This is a genomic window from Rhodovulum kholense (assembly GCF_003053725.1).
GTDB lineage: Bacteria > Pseudomonadota > Alphaproteobacteria > Rhodobacterales > Rhodobacteraceae > Rhodovulum > Rhodovulum kholense.
This window is the reverse complement of the sequence record NZ_QAYC01000009.1, coordinates 54,387-71,364: the sequence shown is the minus strand read 5'-3', so window position 1 is coordinate 71,364 and position 16,978 is coordinate 54,387. Positions and strand designations below refer to the sequence as shown.

Annotated in this window: 14 protein-coding genes; 7 read left to right on the top strand and 7 right to left on the bottom strand. The window is 69.2% G+C overall.

Features of this window, described 5'->3' with window-relative positions; translation table 11 throughout:
* Positions 1-13: 13 nt before the first annotated feature.
* Entirely contained in the window at positions 14-898 is an 885-nt protein-coding gene (gene hemF / locus C8N38_RS12780; protein ID WP_425440046.1) for an oxygen-dependent coproporphyrinogen oxidase, read from the bottom strand.
* Between the two features lie 131 nt (positions 899-1,029).
* Between hemF and C8N38_RS12775 the strand changes: the two genes are divergently transcribed.
* Positions 1,030-1,443, top strand: coding sequence for a hypothetical protein (locus tag C8N38_RS12775; protein ID WP_146176274.1), 414 nt, complete (start codon positions 1,030-1,032; stop codon positions 1,441-1,443).
* A 17-nt stretch (positions 1,444-1,460) separates the two neighbouring features.
* Here the strand turns inward: C8N38_RS12775 and C8N38_RS12770 are convergent, their stop codons facing one another.
* From C8N38_RS12770 to clpS, 3 genes are read right to left on the bottom strand one after another with little or no spacing between them, the layout of a single operon-like run.
* Positions 1,461-2,270 (bottom strand): SDR family NAD(P)-dependent oxidoreductase, encoded by an 810-nt coding sequence (locus C8N38_RS12770; RefSeq protein ID WP_108027571.1) that lies wholly within the window; start codon positions 2,268-2,270, stop codon positions 1,461-1,463.
* A 39-nt stretch (positions 2,271-2,309) separates the two neighbouring features.
* On the bottom strand, positions 2,310-3,311 hold the full coding sequence (locus C8N38_RS12765; protein ID WP_108027570.1) for a class I SAM-dependent methyltransferase: 1,002 nt from the start codon (positions 3,309-3,311) through the stop codon (positions 2,310-2,312).
* 20 nt (positions 3,312-3,331) lie between these two features.
* Positions 3,332-3,652, bottom strand: a complete 321-nt coding sequence (gene clpS / locus C8N38_RS12760) for an ATP-dependent Clp protease adapter ClpS (protein ID WP_075787469.1) — start codon at positions 3,650-3,652, stop codon at positions 3,332-3,334.
* Between the two features lie 140 nt (positions 3,653-3,792).
* On the opposite strand from clpS, the gene C8N38_RS12755 reads away from it, so the two are divergent.
* The 6 genes from C8N38_RS12755 (at position 3,793) to C8N38_RS12730 (ending at position 12,000) form a co-directional block, all read left to right on the top strand.
* On the top strand, positions 3,793-4,494 hold the full coding sequence (locus C8N38_RS12755) for an HAD family hydrolase (RefSeq protein WP_108027569.1): 702 nt from the start codon (positions 3,793-3,795) through the stop codon (positions 4,492-4,494).
* Positions 4,495-4,669: 175 nt separating this feature from the next.
* Complete coding sequence (locus C8N38_RS12750) at positions 4,670-6,256, top strand: D-alanyl-D-alanine carboxypeptidase family protein (RefSeq protein ID WP_181498004.1); 1,587 nt, start codon at positions 4,670-4,672, stop codon at positions 6,254-6,256.
* A gap of 7 nt (positions 6,257-6,263) precedes the next feature.
* Entirely contained in the window at positions 6,264-6,950 is a 687-nt protein-coding gene (locus C8N38_RS12745) for a fumarylacetoacetate hydrolase family protein (RefSeq protein WP_108027567.1), read from the top strand.
* Between the two features lie 124 nt (positions 6,951-7,074).
* Positions 7,075-8,214, top strand: a complete 1,140-nt coding sequence (dapE, locus tag C8N38_RS12740; RefSeq protein WP_108027566.1) for a succinyl-diaminopimelate desuccinylase — start codon at positions 7,075-7,077, stop codon at positions 8,212-8,214.
* A gap of 66 nt (positions 8,215-8,280) precedes the next feature.
* Positions 8,281-10,536 (top strand): ribonuclease R, encoded by a 2,256-nt coding sequence (gene rnr / locus C8N38_RS12735; protein WP_108027565.1) that lies wholly within the window; start codon positions 8,281-8,283, stop codon positions 10,534-10,536.
* Between the two features lie 246 nt (positions 10,537-10,782).
* A complete protein-coding gene (locus C8N38_RS12730; RefSeq protein ID WP_342750301.1) occupies positions 10,783-12,000 on the top strand; it encodes a lytic murein transglycosylase in 1,218 nt (405 codons plus the stop codon).
* 22 nt (positions 12,001-12,022) lie between these two features.
* Here C8N38_RS12730 and C8N38_RS12725 read toward each other — a convergent pair whose 3' ends face one another.
* The 3 genes from C8N38_RS12725 to C8N38_RS12715 form a co-directional block, all read right to left on the bottom strand.
* Positions 12,023-13,021: a hypothetical protein gene (locus C8N38_RS12725; protein ID WP_108027563.1), complete on the bottom strand. Its 999-nt coding sequence runs from the start codon at positions 13,019-13,021 to the stop codon at positions 12,023-12,025.
* 128 nt (positions 13,022-13,149) lie between these two features.
* Positions 13,150-16,011 carry an error-prone DNA polymerase gene (locus C8N38_RS12720; protein WP_108027562.1) on the bottom strand — a complete coding sequence of 954 codons (2,862 nt, stop codon included), beginning with the start codon at positions 16,009-16,011 and terminating at the stop codon, positions 13,150-13,152.
* Positions 16,012-16,069: 58 nt separating this feature from the next.
* On the bottom strand, positions 16,070-16,951 hold the full coding sequence (locus tag C8N38_RS12715) for a LysR family transcriptional regulator (protein WP_108027561.1): 882 nt from the start codon (positions 16,949-16,951) through the stop codon (positions 16,070-16,072).
* Positions 16,952-16,978 lie beyond the last annotated feature (27 nt).

Genomic DNA, 16,978 nt, shown 5'->3' with positions numbered 1-16,978 from the left:
CTCTGGCGCGGGCTCAGGGCCAGCTGGCCAGCGGCGGCATGCTCATCAGCACGGCTTCCGGGTCATGCCCGGTCTCGAGCCCGAAGCGTGTGCCGCGGTCGTAAAGCAGGTTGTATTCGGCATAAAGCCCTCGATGCGCCAGCTGCGCCTCGCGGTCGCGCTCGGTCCAGGCAGTGCCCGCGCGCCGCTCGACCAGCGGCAGGAAGGCCGGCAGGAAGGCGCGGCCGACATCCTGGGTGAAGGCGAAATCCGCCGACCAGTCGCCCGAATTCAGGTCGTCGAAGAAGATGCCGCCGACGCCCCGGACCCGGCCGCGATGCGGCACAAAGAAATACTCGTCGGCCCAGGCCTTGAAGCGCGGATAATGGCTGAGGTCGTGCCGGTCGCAATGCGCCTTCAGCACTCCGTGGAAATCGGCCGTGTCCGCGTCGTGGGGCAGGCAGGGATTGAGATCGGTGCCGCCGCCGAACCACCAGTCATGCGGGGTCCAGAACATCCGGGTGTTGAGGTGGACGGCGGGCGTGTGCGGATTGCGCATATGGGCCACCAGGCTCAGCCCCGAGGCCCAGAACCGGGGGTCGTCCTTCATCCCCTCAAGCCCCTTGCGCGCGGCCATGGCCGCCTGCGCGCGCGGGTTCAGCGTGCCATAGACGGTCGAGACATTGACGCCCACCTTCTCGAAGATCCGGCCGCCGCGCATCACGCTCATCAGGCCGCCGCCGGCATCAGATCCGTCCTCGGACTGGCGCCGCGTCTCGGTCACGTTGAACCGGCCCGGCGCGAGATCGGCCACCGGCGCCGGGGGCGGGGCCTCTTCCAGCGCCTCGAAGGCGGCCACGATCTCGTCGCGAAGGCTGCGGAACCAGGCCGAGGCCTGCGCCTTCCGGTCGTCGAACATTTCGGTCATCGCGCGCGTCTCCCTGTTTTGTTAACCGGTTATCAGCTTATCCGCGCCCGCGCCACCATGCCGCACGGTTCCGTTGCCCCGCGCCGCGGCGTAGGATAGGCCATCCGACCGGGAGTCCCTCGATGCGAAAGCTAGCCCTCTTGTTGCTTCTGCCGCTTGCCGCCTGCGCCACGCCGCGCCAGTCCTGCGAACGCGCGGCGCTTTACGACCTGCGCGTGCTCGACACGCTGATCCGCGAGTCCGAGCAGACCATCGCGCGCGGATACGGCTATCGCCGCGAACCCTATGAACGCACCCGGTTCGATTTCTGCTATGGGTCGCGTTTCGGGCGCAGCCCGGCGATGGGGTTCACCTTCTGCGACTATCCGGACGTGGGGATCCGCGAGGTGCCGGTGGCGGTCGATCTGGATGCGGAACGGCGCAACCTCGCCGAACTGAAGGCCAAGCGGTCCGAGGCCGCGCGGCGCGCGGCGCGCGCGCTGTCCGCTTGCGATGCCCGCTATCCGGCCAGCGGGACGGTCACCGGCAAGCAATAGGCGAGGCGGCGCGCCGGTCAGTGCGCGGGCGCGGCCACCGGGTCGATCAGGGTGCGCCCGCCATCTACGGCAAGGATCTGGCCGGTCATGAACTGCGCCGCGTCCGCGGACAGGAACTGAACGGTCTCGCTGAGTTCCGAAGCCTTGGCGATGCGCCCGAGGGGCGTGTGGGAGCGGATCTCGTTGCGGTAGTCGGGCTGGTCCTTGAGGATGTTCTGCAGGCTCGCAGACATCACCGAGCCGAAGGCCACGCCGTTGACCCGGATCCGGTGCGGCGCCAGCGCCACCGCCATCGAGCGGGTCAGCTGTTCCAGCGCCGCGCAACTGACCGAATAGGCCAGAAGCTCGCCATGGGTGCGGGTCGCGGCGATCGACGAGATGTTGACGATGGCGCCGGCCTGTCCCTCGGTCTGGCCCGCCTCCTCGGCCTGACGGATCATCCGCCGCGACACGATCTGGCTGAGCCGGAGCGAGGTCATCACGTTCTGCTCCATCATCACGTCGAACCCGTCATTGTCTGGGTCCAGCGGATCGGACAGCACCATCTGGCGGCTGGCATTGACCAGGATGTCGATGCGGTCGAAAGCGTCGATGGTGGCCGACAGCAGGTTGGCGATGGTCAGCCGCTCGCGCAGGTCGCCCGCGAAGTAGCGCACCGTGCTTTCGGTCTCGGGATTCTTGCCGCATTCGTCGACCAGCCGCGGCTCGTCCCGGTCGGCGAACATCACGTTCGCGCCGCGGTCGCTGAAATGCCGGGCGATGGCCAGCCCCAGCCCGTTGGCCGCGCCGGTGACGATGGCAGTCTTGCCCTGGATGGAGAAAGACATGGCGGAGCCTCCTGATTCGGTTGGTCAGACTATGCGATTTCACCGGGGGCGGCGAGACGGCCGCCGCGCCAGCAGCAGCTTGAACCCCGCATCGCCGCCGATTTCATGGGTTTCCCCGAACAGCGCAGCCAAGTCGCGTTCATAGGGCAGGTGCCGGTTGGCGACGATCAGCGCCTGTCCGTGCGGCGCCAGCAGCTGGGCCGCCGCCGCCAGAAACGCCCGCCCGAGCCCCGGATCGGCGGCGCGCGAGACATGGAAGGGCGGGTTCGTCAGCACCGTGTCGAAGCCCTTCTCGGCGGTGAAGGCGGTGGCGTCGGCCCAGTGGAAGCGGGCGCGCGGGTCGCTGACATTCTCGCGCGCGCAGCTCAGCGCCGCGTGGTCGGCCTCGATCAGATGCATCTCGGCGATGCCGGGATGGGCGGCCAGCGCCTCGGCGGCGACATAGCCCCAGCCCGCGCCCAGATCGGCGACCCGGCCCTTCAGCGACGTCTGCAGCGCGCCCACCAGAAGCGCCGAGCCGCGGTCGACGCCATCGGCCGAGAAGACGCCGGGCAGGGTGCGGTAGCGCCCCGCCACCAGCTCGCCCGCGCCGGGGCGCCAGGCATCGAAGTCCGCAGGGTCGGCCCGGACCGCGAAGGTCTTGCCATGGGCCTTGGCGAAGGGGGCCGAGACCTCGGCGCCGCCCTGGCGCAGCGCCTTCAGAAGGCTGTCGACCCCGTCGGTCTTGGCGCCGTCGACCAGCACCGGCCCGCCGCCGGTCAGCCCCAGCGCCTCGACCAGCCGGGCCTGGGCCGCGGCCTTGGCGCGCGGCAGCAGGACAAGTGCGGCCGAGAACGCGCCCGAGGGTGCGACCGCGACCTCCCAGCCGCGCGCGGCCCAGGCGGCATGGTCGGGCGCGAAGCCCTGGACGATCTGCACCCGGTCCTGCGGCAGGGCCGACAGGTCGGCCGTGGCCGGGGCGTCGAAGACGGCGATCCGCCCCTCGGGCGGCAATGAAACGGCGCCGCCTTGCAGCGCCAGGGTCAGTCTGGAAACTGTCATGGACGGGCGGGCCTTGGGCCCTACTCCTTTTCCATCGTGCATTGCAGGGGGTGCTGGTGACGGCGGGCGAAATCCATCACCTGGGCGACCTTGGTCTCGGCCACCTCGAAGCTGAACACGCCGACCACGGCAACGCCCTTCTTGTGCACGACCAGCATGATCTCGAAGGCCTGGGCGTGGCTCATGCCGAAGAAACGCTCCAGCACATGCACGACGAATTCCATCGGCGTGTAGTCGTCGTTCAGCAGCAGCACCTTGTAAAGCGGCGGCCGCTGGGTCTTTGGCTTGGTCTTGGTGATGACCCCGGTTTCGCCTTCGGGGTCGCCACTCTTGTCGGCCATCATGCGAAGGTCGTTCGTCACGGGGTCCGGGCTCCGGCGAAGGTTGTGGTGTTCAGCTCAAGTGGTTTTATATATGCGGACGCCCCGGTCTGAAAAGGGCCGGTCTGAAAAGGGACGCGGAACCGCGCGAGGGGACGGGAATGGCCGGAAACCTGACAACCATCGGTTTCGATGCCGACGATACGCTTTGGCAGAACGAACGCTTCTTCCGCCTGACGCAGGCGCGATTCGCCGATCTCCTGGCGGATTACGTCCCGTCCGAGGCGCTGATGGACCGGCTGCTGGCGGCCGAGCGCCGCAATGTCGGGCAGTACGGGTTCGGCATCAAGGGCTTCGTGCTGTCGATGATCGAGACCGCCATCGAGGTCACCGAAGAGCGGGTTCCCGCCGCCGTGATCCGCGAACTGCTGGCGGCCGGGCAGGAGATGCTGCGCCACCCGATCGAGCTGATGCCCGAGGCCCGCGACGCCATTCTGGCGCTGGCGAGAACGCATCGCATCCTTTTGATAACAAAAGGCGATCTTCTCGATCAGGAGCGCAAGCTGGCGCAGTCGGGGCTGGGCGACCTGTTCGACGGTGTCGAGATCGTCAGCGACAAGACGGCGCCCCGCTACGGTGCCATCTTCGCCCGTCACGGCGACGGTGCCGAACGCGCGATGATGGTTGGCAACTCGCTGAAATCCGACGTGATTCCGGCTATCGAGGCGGGCGCCTGGGGGGTCTTCGTGCCGCATGACCTGACCTGGGAGCTGGAACATGCCGAGCCGCCCCGGGCCCATGCGCGCTTTGCCGAGCTGTGCCATCTGGGCGAATTGCCGGACCTGATCGCCCGGCTGGACTGACATGTTGTAGCCGGTCCCCGCGCGACCGCGACATGTTGCAGTGTCGCAAGAACGTGGCCAATGCCATTGAAACACGGGTGTTTTCCCTCGTTGCGCAACGTGGTAAGGTTACCACGAAACAGGACCGCCCGGCACGACAATCGGGTGGCGAGAGGCAGTGAAAAGGCAGGTCCCCGTGAGACGAGCGAGTCTGTGCGTTCGGCACGCGCTTCTATTCGCAATCCTTGCATTTGGCATTTCGGTTGCCGCGACCGGCCTTCGGGCCGCGCCCTCGGCCTCGTTCGTGGTCGATGCCCGGACCGGGGAAGTGCTGCATGCCGAGAACGCCGATACGAGGCTGCACCCGGCCTCCCTGACCAAGATGATGACGCTGTATCTCGCCTTCGAGGCGATCGAGCACGGCGAGATTTCCCCTGAAACCGTGGTGACGATCTCGGCCCATGCGGCCTCCGAGCCGCCCTCCAAGCTGGGCCTGCGTGCCGGTCAGAAGATCCGGTTCAAGTACCTGATCCGGGCCGCCGCCATCAAGTCGGCGAACGACGCGGCCACCGCCATAGGCGAGGCGCTGGAAGGGTCCGAGGCCGCCTTCGCGCGGCGGATGAACCGCACCGCCCGGGCGATGGGCATGAACCGCACCACCTTCCGCAATGCCAACGGGCTGACCGAGGAGGGCCATCTGTCGACCGCGCGCGACCTGACCATCCTCGCGCGGCACATCGTCTACGACTATCCGGGCTATTATAACATCTTTTCGCGGGTGACCGACGATGCCGGCGGCCGTCAGGTCTACAGCACCAACCGCCGCTTTCTCGGAAGCTATTCCGGCGCCGACGGGATCAAGACCGGCTATACCAATGCGGCGGGCTACAACCTCGTGGGCTCTGCCAAGCGCGGGCAGGAACGCATCATCGCCACTGTCCTCGGCGGGCGCAGCACCGCCGCGCGCAACGCCGAGGTCGCCAAGCTCCTGGATCTGGGCTTCCGCAAGGCGCCCAGCCGCGTCGCCCTGCGCAGCCCGCAAAAGCCGCCCTATCTGACCGGAGCCGCCCGCCTTGCGGCGGTGCCGCCGGTCGAGGCCGCGCCGGCCCAGGCGCTTCTGGCGCGCTCGGTGCGGCCGCGGGCCCGCCCCGGCTCGCATGCTCCGACCGAGGCGCTGATCGCGGCTCTCGCCGCCGATGTCAGCAGCTCGGTCAACGCGGCCAAGGCCGAACTGACCGCTCCCGCAGCCGAAGTCGCGTCCGAAGCCCCTGCATCCCGCGCGGCTCTTGCGGTCTCGATCCCGCCGCGGGCCCGGCCCGACGGTCTGGCGCCGGAAACCGCTGCGCCGGTGGCGCCCGCCCCCGGCACGGACTCCGTGGCCGTCGCCGCGGCGGCCCCCGAACCCGCCGCCACCGATCTTGCCGCCGTCGCGGCCGCGGCCGCCGCAGCGGCCTCTGCCCCGCCCGCCGCGCCCGATGCGGTCGAACTGGCGCTGGCCGAGGACGAGCCCCAGATCGTCTCGCGGATGTCGTCTTCGGGCGGGCGCTACTGGGGCATCAATGTCGGCAACTACAATTCGCGCTATCAGGCCGAGCGTGTGTTGCTGCGCACCGCCCTGCAGGAGATGGGCATTCTCGACAACGCCCTGCGCAAGGTGGTGCAGGGCCGCCGCGGGTTCGAGGCCAATTTCGTCGGCATGACAGAGCTTGAGGCCGATCAGGCCTGTCGCCGCCTGCAATCGCACGGCTCGACCTGCAGCACCTTCGGCCAGCCCCCGTCGTGATCCGCCGATGACCGCCTACGCCCTGCCGCTTCCGCCGGTCCCGGCGCTGACCATCGCCGGAGACGCGGCGCGCTTTCCGGTGCGGCGGATCTTCTGCGTCGGCCGGAACTATGCCGAACATGCCCGCGAGATGGGGGCGGACGACCGCGAGCCGCCCTTCTTCTTCACCAAGCCCGGCGATGCGCTGGTGACGGGCGATGCCGATATCGCCTATCCGCCCGCCACGGCCGATCTGCATCACGAAGCCGAACTTGTGGTCGCCCTGGGCCGGGGCGGCGCCGATATCCCGACGGCGGCCGCGCTTGACCATGTCTGGGGCTATGCGGCGGGCAACGATCTGACCCGGCGCGACCTGCAGGCGGCGGCCAAGGCCGCGCGTCGGCCCTGGGACATGGCCAAGGGCTTCGATGCCTCGGCGGTCTGCGGTGCGCTGCAGCCTGCCGCCCGGATCGGCCATCCCGCCCGGGGCCGGATCGTCTGCCATGTTGACGGCGTGCTGCGGCAGGAGGGCGATCTTCGCGACATGATCTGGTCCGTGCCCGAGATCGTCTCGCACCTGTCGCGGCTGGTCGCGCTGGCCCCGGGCGACCTGATCTATACCGGCACCCCGGCGGGCGTGGGCGCTATTGCCCGCGGACAGACTTGCAGCGTCGAGATCGAGGGAGTCGGCCGGGTCTCGACCCGCGTGCTCTAGGCCCAGCGGAGGCTCGCCCGCCGCGCGCGGACGGCACCGGGGCCGCGCCGACATGTCCACGCCGCCTTGCAGCATGGCTTTCGCAGGGGTATCGGTCTGACCGAACGCCACGCCGGAGCCGCCGATGACCGATCCCGTCGCCCTCACTGCCGAGCTGATCCGTTGCCGCTCGGTCACGCCCACCGAAGGCGGCGCCTTGGTCCTGCTGGCCGACCGGCTGTCGGCGGCCGGGTTCGACTGCCGCCGGGTCGACCGGAACGGCACCTCGAACCTCTTCGCGCGCTGGGGCGGGCGGGGGCACGAGCGGACCTTCGGCTTCAACGGCCATACCGATGTCGTGCCCGCGGGCGACACCGGCGCCTGGACCGCCGACCCGTTCGGGGCCGAGATCCGCGACGGCCAGCTTTGGGGCAGGGGCGCCACCGACATGAAGTCGGGCGTCGCGGCCTTCGTCGCCGCCGCCATCGACTTCGTGACCGACACCCCGCCCGATGGCGCCATCGTGCTGACCCTGACCGGCGACGAGGAGGGCGACGCGACCGATGGCACCATCGCATTGCTGGACTGGATGCAGACCGAGGGCGAGCATATGGCGGTCTGTCTGGTCGGCGAGCCCACCTGCCGCGAGGCCATGGGCGACATGATGAAGATCGGGCGGCGCGGGTCGATGACGGCTTATTTCACCGCGCGCGGCGTGCAGGGCCATTCCGCCTATCCGCAGCGCGCCCGCAACCCGATCCCGGCGCTGGCGCGGCTGGTGCAGCGGCTTGATGCCTACAGTCTCGATCAGGGCACCCGGCATTTCGACCCCTCTACGCTGGCCGTGACCACCTTCGATACCGGCAATCCGGCGACCAATGTCATTCCGGGCCAGTGCCGGGCCACCGTCAACATCCGCTTCAACGAGGCGCACAGCTCGGAGAGCCTGGCCGACTGGATGGCCGCCGAGGCCGCCCGGGTCACCGAAGAGACCGGCATCGAGATCGGGATGGAAATCAAGGTCTCGGGCGAGAGCTTCGTCACGCCCCCGGGCCCGCTGTCGGCGCTGGTGGCCGATGCGGTCGAGGCCGAGACCGGGCGGCAGCCCGAGCTGTCGACCTCGGGCGGCACGTCGGATGCGCGCTTCGTCAAGGATCTGTGCCCGGTGGTCGAATTCGGGCTGGTCGGCAAGACCATGCATCAGGTCGACGAACGGGTCGAGACCGCCCAGATCGACGAGCTGAAGCGGATCTACACGCGCATCCTGAGCGGCTATTTCGGCTGATCCGTTTCGCCGACGCGCCCGCGCTTTCCGGCTGACGGCGAAGGGGCCGCGTGCTAGGTCTCGGCCATGACCCGCATCCCCGCCAAGACCGAGATCCTCGACTGGATCGCCGCCCATCCCGGCCAGACCAACAAGCGCGACATCGCCAAGGCGTTCGGGCTGAAGGGGGCCGACCGGATCGACCTCAAGCGCCTGCTGAAGGAGCTTGAAGACGAGGGCCATCTGGAAAAGCGCAAACGCACCTACCGCGACCCCGAAAAGCTGCCGCCGGTGACCGTTCTCTCGATCCTCGCGCCCAATGCCGATGGCGATCTTTTTGCCCGGCCGCTGGAATGGCATGGCGAGGGCGCGGCGCCGAAGGTGCTGTACCTGCCCCGGCAAAGCGACGCCGCGCTGGGCGAGGGCGACCGGATCCTTGCCAAGCTGCAGGAGGTCCGCGCCGAGGATCACCAGTACGAGGCGCGGCTGATCCGCAAGATCGGCTCGAACCCGAAACGCATCCTCGGGATCTTCCGCAAGGCGACCGAGGGCGGGCGGATCGTGCCCATCGACAAGGGCGCCGACAAGGAATGGACGGTCGCCGCCAGCCTGACCCATGGCGCGAAGGATGGCGAACTGGTCGAGGCCGAACTGGCGGGGCCGCGCGGCCGCATGGGCCTGCCGCGCGCCCGCATCGTCGAGCGGCTGGGCGACCCGACCGCGCCGAAGGCGGTCAGCCTGATCGCGATCCATCAGCATGGCATCCCCGACGACTTCCCCGACGAGGTGATCGCCGAGGCCGACCGCGCCAAGCCCGCGGGGCTGGGCAACCGCGAGGATCTGCGGGCACTGCCGCTGGTTACCATCGACCCCGCGGACGCGCGCGACCGCGACGACGCGGTGCTGGCAATACCCGATGACGACCCGGCCAATCCGGGCGGCCATGTCCTTTGGGTCGCCATCGCCGATGTCGCCCATTACGTGCCCCCGGGCTCGCGGCTTGACCGCGAGGCGCGGCGGCGGGGCAATTCGACCTATTTCCCCGACCGGGTGGTGCCGATGCTGCCCGACCGGCTGTCGGGCGATCTGTGTTCGCTGCATGAGGGCGTGCCGCGCGCCTGCATGGCGGTCCGGATGAAGATCGACGCCTCGGGCCACAAGCTGTCGCACCGGTTCACCCGCGGGCTGATGCAATCGGCCGGGGCCTTCGCCTATGAGGAGGTGCAGGCGGCCGAGGATGGCACGCCCTCGGAGCGCATCGCGCCCTTGCTCGAGGAGGTGATCCACCCGCTTTACGCCGCCTATCGAGCGCTGATCCGGGCCCGCGAGGCGCGCCAGCCGCTGGATCTAGACCTGCCCGAGCGCCGGATCGAACTGTCCGACGAGGGCAAGGTGGCCTCGGTGAAGTTCCGCGACCGGCTGGATGCGCACCGGCTGATCGAGGAATTCATGGTGCTGGCCAATGTCGCCGCCGCCGAGGAACTCACCCGGCTGCAACGCCCGCTTCTGTTCCGGGTCCATGAAGAGCCGAGCCCCGAAAAGCTCGATGCGCTGCGCGAGGTGGCGGGCGCCTCGGGCTTCACGCTGGCCAAGGGGCAGGTGCTGCATACCCGCCAGCTGAACGACCTGCTTGATCAGGCGATGGGGACCGAGTTTTCCGAGCTGATCAACCTCTCGACGCTGCGCTCGATGACCCAGGCCTATTACTTCCCCGAGAATTTCGGCCATTTCGGTCTGGCGCTGAAATCCTATGCCCATTTCACCTCGCCGATCCGGCGCTATGCCGATCTGATCGTGCACCGGGCGCTGATCTCGGCCCATGGCTGGGGCAAGGACGGGCTCAGTCCCGAGGATGTGGACGAACTGGAAGCAACGGCCAAGCATATCAGCGAGACCGAGCGGCGCTCGATGGCGGCCGAGCGCGACACCACCGACCGCTACCTTGCGGCCTATCTGTCGGAACGGGTGGGCAACGAATTTGGCGGCCGGATCTCGGGAATCGCCCGGTTCGGTGTCTTCGTCTCTCTCGACGAGACCGGGGCGGACGGGCTCATTCCGATCCGCGAGCTCGGGAACGAGTATTTCCACCACGACCGCGACGCCCAGACCCTGATGGGGTCCAATAGCGGGCTGGTGATCGGCATCGGCCAGCGGGTGACGGTGCGGCTTGCCGAGGCAGTGCCGGTAACAGGCGGGCTGACCTTCGAGCTTCTGTCGATCGAGGACCGGGCGGTGCCGCGCGGTGCCGTGCGCGGGCGCGGCAAGCCGGTGCGGCGCAAGGTGGTGGGCGCCAAGGCGAAATCCGACAAGGTCAAGCGCAAGGTCAAGCGGACCCGCCGCTGAGCGATGCGCGGTCCGGCGCCTGCGACCGGCTGGGCGAAAGCCGCCCCCGAAACCCCGCTTTGCGGTTGAACGGACCTGCGCTACACTGGCTCAAAGCCTGACAAAAGGTGCGAGCAGATGACCCGACACAGATCCTTGGCCCCCGGCCTCGGGGTTGCCCTTGGGGTTGCCCTTGTCCTGGGCAGTCCCGCGGATGCGGTTCTCGACCGCGCGCCCCGGCCCTTGCCCCGTCCGGAGACGCCGGAAATGAGCCGGAGCCTGCGCCCCGAAACCCGCCCTGACCTGCGCCCTGCCGTCGCCGCTGCCCTGGCCGAAGCCGTCGCACCCGACACCATCGCCGACGAGGCGCGGGGCTTTCCGGGCTGGATCGCGGGTTTTCGCGGCCGTGCGCTGGCGCAGGGCATCGCGCCCGGCGTCTTCGACCGGGCCTTCGAGGGCGTGACCTTCCAGGCCGACGTGATCCGGCGCGACCGCAACCAGTCGGAATTCGTCAAGCCGATCTGGGACTATCTCGACAGCGCGGTGTCCGAGACCCGGGTGCAGAACGGCCGCGCGGCGCTGGCGCAATACGGCGCGGTGCTGACCCGGATCGAGGCGCGCTATGGCGTCGACAAGGAGATCGTGGCCGCCATCTGGGGCATGGAGACCTCTTACGGCAGCTATCGCGGCTCGGCGCCGATCGTAGATTCGCTGGCGACGCTGGCCTATGACGGCCGCCGCGCCGCGTTCTTCGAGACCCAGCTGGTCGATGCGCTGAAGATCATTCAGGCGGGCGATACCGATGCCCGGCACATGACCGGAAGCTGGGCGGGGGCGATGGGCCATACCCAGTTCATGCCAAGCTCTTACCTCGCGCATGCGGTCGATTTCACGGGCGACGGGCGGCGCGACATCTGGTCGGACGATCCGACCGACGCGCTGGCCTCGACCGCGGCCTATCTGGCGCATTTCGGCTGGACCAAGGGGCAACCCTGGGGCGTCGAGGTGCAGCTGCCGCGGGGCTTCGATCACCGGCTGGCCGACCGCTCGGTCAAGCGGATGCCCTCGGACTGGGCGCGTCTTGGGGTGCGCGACATGGGCGGTCGGGCGGTGCGCGACTATGGCCGTGCGGCGATCCTGCTGCCTGCGGGCGCGCGGGGCGCGGCCTTCATGGTCTTCGACAATTTCCGCGTGATCGAACGCTACAACCCCGCCGATGCCTATGTGATCGGGGTCGGGCATCTGGCCGACCGGCTGAAGGGGGGCGGGCCGATCCGGGGCGCCTGGCCGCGCGACGACCGGGCGCTGGCCTCGGCCGAGCGCAAGGAGTTGCAGGAGCGTCTGACCCGCGCAGGCTTCGACACCAATGGTGTCGACGGACGGATCGGGCCTGACACGGTCTCGGCGCTTCGGGCCTATCAAAGCGCGGTCGGGCTGATCCCCGACGGCTATGCCAGCATGGCGGTACTGCGGCGGCTGAGATAAGGCCGCCGGGTCCGGGACGCGCCTAGAACTGCGTGACGCCCATCGGAAGATCGAGGCTTTGCACCAGGCCCTGCAGCGTGTCCGCAGACGTGCCCAGTGCGATCCCCTCCAGGGCTGGGGCGTTGCTGCCCCAGTACATCGTGACGGTCTCGTGCGCGTCGTATTCGATGTACTTGTCGGCAGAGTGCTCCTCCTTGGGATCGCGCGCGGTGATGATCTTCGAGAAGGTGTCGACCGACTCGACGCTCGGCTCCCATTTGAGACCGATCACGGCGGGGTTGTTCGTGACGCGCAGGGTGATGGTGACGTCGAGCATGTAGACGTCGGTATCGACCGTGTTATCGAGACTTCCGACAAATTCGCGCAGGTAGGTCTGGCGGGCGCCGTTATTGGTGAGCGCCTGAAACTCCTCGTCTTCCATACGGTTGCCGACGGTCTTGGCGGTGTCTTTCATGATCTGGCGGATGTCGTCCAGGACATGCTTGCGCAGGTGGTCGACATAGTTCTGGTATTTCTGGACTTCGTAGGTTCTGGGGTCGAGCCGCGTGACCTGATCGAGATTGGGCGTTCTTCGCAACCGGTCTTCCTGAAATTCGCGGTCCACCGTCAGATGGCGGCCCATCATGTGGCCGCGATCGCCCGAGAGGTCGCTGTCGCGCATGCTGGCGGCCCGTTCCTCGAGCCCCGAGATCAGGCCGCGAACTGCCTTTGCAGAGTTTCCGGCCTGCTTGGCCTGGCCCACCAGCCAGTCATAGGGGATCGTGACCTTTGCGTCCTTGGCGGCCGTGTAAAGCTGGCGCAGCGCCGTATCGAGGTCCTTGTTCTGCTTGGGGTTCCGTCCGCGGATCTCGGTCTTGAAGATGTCGAAACTGTTGCCGGTGTCCAGCAGCCGCTGAATGGGCGCGGGGCTGGCGGCCGGGGCGGCGGCAAGGCGTTGAAGCGCGACCAGGGCCCGGACGGGGGTGCTTCGGTCTGCGGTTTCGGTGAGGCTGTCGAGCGCCGTATCGGGCGGGGCCTGCATCCGGCTTTGCGTCGGGGCTGTCCTGGCGGAAGTGGGGCGGGCCGTCCGTACCGCCCGCGGTCGCGCTGTCTGCATCATTCGCCCTCGGTCCACGGCCATCGTGGGCGAGCTTGCCCCGACCGGTACAATCACAAGGGAAGCCTAGCAAGGGAATGGGGCGGCGTCAGCCGCTTTCTCAGCAGCGCAACCGGATGGGCGCGCAGCGTCAGGTGGAGGGCCAGGTAGTCCTCGACGATCTCCTCGCCCTCGGTCATGGCGGGCAGGGCGACGGCGGGTTCGGCGCGGCCTTCGCCGTCGAGGTCGCGGGCGAAAAGCGGCAGGGGGGCGGCGACGCGTTCGGGGCCGCCCAGCGCCCGGGCCGCCCACAGCGCCTCGCGTCGGCCGAGCCCCAGCGCGGCGAAGGCGTCGGCCTCGGCCAGTACCGTCAGCAGCCCGGGGCCAAGCCCGGCCCGGCGCCAGAGATCCTCGACCGAGGCATAGCCGTTGCCGCGCGCGGCCGCGATCCAGGCGGCCTCGTCCTCGGGCAGGCCGCGCACCTGGCGAAAGCCCAGCCGCAGCGCCAGCCCGCCACGGCCGTCGGGTTCCAGCGCGTTGTCCCAGCGGCTGGCATTGACGCAGACCGGGCGCAGCTCGACCCCATGCGCGCGGGCGTCGCGCACGATCTGGGCGGGGGCGTAGAACCCCATCGGCTGGGAATTCAGCAGCGCGCAGGCAAAGACCGCCGGGTGGTGGCGCTTGATCCAGGCCGAGGCATAGACCAGAAGCGCGAAGCTGGCGGCATGGCTTTCGGGAAAGCCGTAGCTGCCGAAGCCCTCGATCTGGGAAAAGCAGCGTTCGGCGAACTCGGCCTCATAGCCGTTCGCCGCCATTCCGGCCAGGAACCGGTCGCGGAACGCGCTGACATTGCCGTGCTTCTTGAAGGTGGCGAGCGAACGGCGCAGCCGGTCGGCCTCTTCGGGCGAGAAGCCCGCGCCGAGGATCGCGATCTGCATCGCCTGTTCCTGGAACAGCGGCACGCCCAGGGTCTTGCCCAGAACCTGGCCCAGCGCGTCCGAGGGAAAGCGCACCTCTTCCTCGCGGTTGCGGCGCCGCAGATAGGGGTGGACCATATCGCCCTGGATCGGCCCGGGCCGGATGATCGCGACCTGGATCACCAGATCGTAGAAGCTGCGCGGCCGCATCCGGGGCAGAAAGTTCATCTGCGCCCGGCTTTCGACCTGAAACACGCCAAGGCTGTCGGCCTTGCAGAGCATGTCATAGGTGGCCGGGTCCTCGGCGGGCAGGGTGGCGAGGTCGAAGCGCCGGCCATGGTGGCCGTCGATCAGGTCGAAGGCCTTGCGCAGGCAGGTCAGCATCCCCAGCGCCAGCACGTCGACCTTGAGAATGCCCAGCGCGTCGATATCGTCCTTGTCCCAGCAGATGACGGTGCGGCCTTCCATGGTGGCGTTCTCGATCGGCACCAGCTCGTCAAGCCGGCCTTCGGTGATGACGAAGCCGCCGACATGCTGCGAGAGGTGGCGCGGAAAGCCCTGGATTTCCTCGATCAGCTCGAGGGTGCGGCGGAGCCGCGGGTCGGCGGGGTCGAGCCCGATCTCGGTCAGTCGCTCGGGCGCGATCCGGCCCGAGCCCCAGCCCCAGACCTGGCTGGAGAGGGCGGCCAGCGTGTCCTCGCTGAGCCCCATGGCGCGACCGACCTCGCGGATCGCGCGTTTGCCGCGGTAATGGATGACGGTGGCGCAAAGCCCGGCGCGGTGGCGGCCGTAGCGGCCGTAGATATGCTGGATCACCTCTTCGCGGCGCTCGTGTTCGAAATCGACGTCGATGTCGGGGGGCTCGTCGCGGGCCTCGGAGACGAAGCGTTCGAAGACCATGGTGCCGATCTCGGGCGAGACAGAGGTGATGCCGAGCGCGTAGCAGGTGACTGAATTGGCGGCCGAGCCGCGGCCCTGGCAGAGGATGCCGCGGCTGCGGGCGAAGGCCACGATTTCGTTGACGGTGAGGAAGTAGGGTTCGTAGCCGAGCTTGCCGATCAGCGCGAGTTCGTGATCCATCATCGCCCGGACCCGATTGGGCGCGCCCTGCGGATAGCGCCAGGCCAGCCCGGCCTCGGCCAGCCGGGCGAGGCGCCGGGGGGCGGTTTCGCCATCGCTGCATTCCGAGGGGTACTCGTAGCGCAGCTCGTCGAGCGAGAAGCCGCAGCGCCCGGCAATCTCGCCCGCGCGGTGGACGGCGGCCTCGTGGCCGCGGAAGAGCCGCAGCATCTCGGGTTCGCTGCGCAGGCGGCATTCGGCATTGGCGAGTGCTGCCCGGCCCAGCGCGTCGACCCGGGTGCCGGTCCGGATCGCGGTCAGCACATCGGCCAGCCTGCGGCGGCGGCCGTGATGCAGGATCGGACTGGCGGTGGCGACGGGGTCGAGCCCCAGATCTGCGGCGAGCGCGGCAAGCCGGTCGAAGCGGGCGGCGTCGTCGCCGTCATAGGCCGGGGCCATCGCGAGCGCGACGGCGCCGGGGAAGCGGCGCGTCAGCCGGTCCGCCTGTGGCCGCCATGCGACCGCGCCGCCCTGCAGGCGTGGCGCCTGTGGCGGGTGGAGCAGGAGTTCGGCGCCATCGCCCCAGTCCATGAGGTCGTCGAGGCCGAGCCGGCAGGCGCCCTTGGCGGCCCGGAGCCGTCCGGCCGAGAGCATCCGGCAGAGCCGCCCCCAGGCGGCGCGGTCGCGCGGCAGCAAGGTGAGGCTGAGCCCGTCGGTCAGCACCAGCCGCGTGGCCGGGAGCAGTCGGGGCAGGGCCTTGGGCGCGGCCTCGCCCCGGCCTGCGGCCCGGGCAATCTCGCGCGCGGCGACATGGGCGCGGACGATGCCCGCCACCGTGTTCTCGTCGGCGATGGCCAGCGCCGCAAGCCCCAGCTCGGCGGCGCGCGCCATGTATTCCTCGGGATGCGAGGCCCCGGTGAGGAAGGTGAAATTCGAGGTGGCGTCGAGTTCGGCGAACATGGCGAGTCGGGAGTATATTCCCGTTTTGTTCTTTTCGGGAGTCCGCTTCGCCCCCCGGCTAGTCGGGGCGGCTGGCTGCGATCTCGAGCCAGGCGCGGGCGGCCTGGGGCAGATAGGCGCCGCGCCGCCAGAGCGTGGCCATCACCCAGTCGGTCGAGGGTTCGTCCAGCGGCACCTGCGCCACCGGCACATGCACCCGCGCCCGGGCGATCAGCCGGGGCAGGAAGGCCACGCCCAGCCCGGCGGCCGCGAGCCGGATGATGAAGTCGATCTGGCTCGACCGCGCGGTCACCTCGGGCTCGAACCCATGCCGGGTGCAGGCGGCGCGGATGATCCGGTTCAACGCGAAGCCGCTGTCGAAGAGGATGAAGGGCATGGCGCGCAGATCGGAGAGCGTGATCGGCCCCGGGCTTTGCGCCAGCGGCGCGTCGGGGGCCATCAGCGCGACCAGCGGGTCGCGATGCACCGGGCGCCAGTCGAATTCGTCCGACACCGGCAGAAGCGAGGCGGCCAGGTCGATCTCGCTGGCCCGCAGCAGTTCTTCGAGCCGGTCGCTGCCATGTTCGACCAGCGTGATGTCGACCCCGGGATAGCGCTGGCGGTAAAGCGTGAAGACCGGCGCGAAAAGTTCGCTCGACCCGATCGGCGGCAGCCCGATACGCAGCAGGCCACGCCTGAGCCCGGCCAGTTCCTGCAGCTCGGTCATCAGCGTGTCGCGGTCGGCCAGCAGGGCCTGGCCGCGCTGGAACACGATCCGGCCCGCGGCGGTGAGGGTGACGCCTGCCGGGCCGCGATTGAGCAGCGGCACCCCGATCTCGTCCTCAAGCTGGCGCACCGCCTTGCTGATCGTCGACTGGGTTGCATGCACGCGCCCGGCCGCGGCCGAGAACCCGCCTGCGCGCACGACCTCGACAAAGACCCTGAGCGTCCTGAACTCCATGCCTATTCCGATAACGACTGAGGGTCA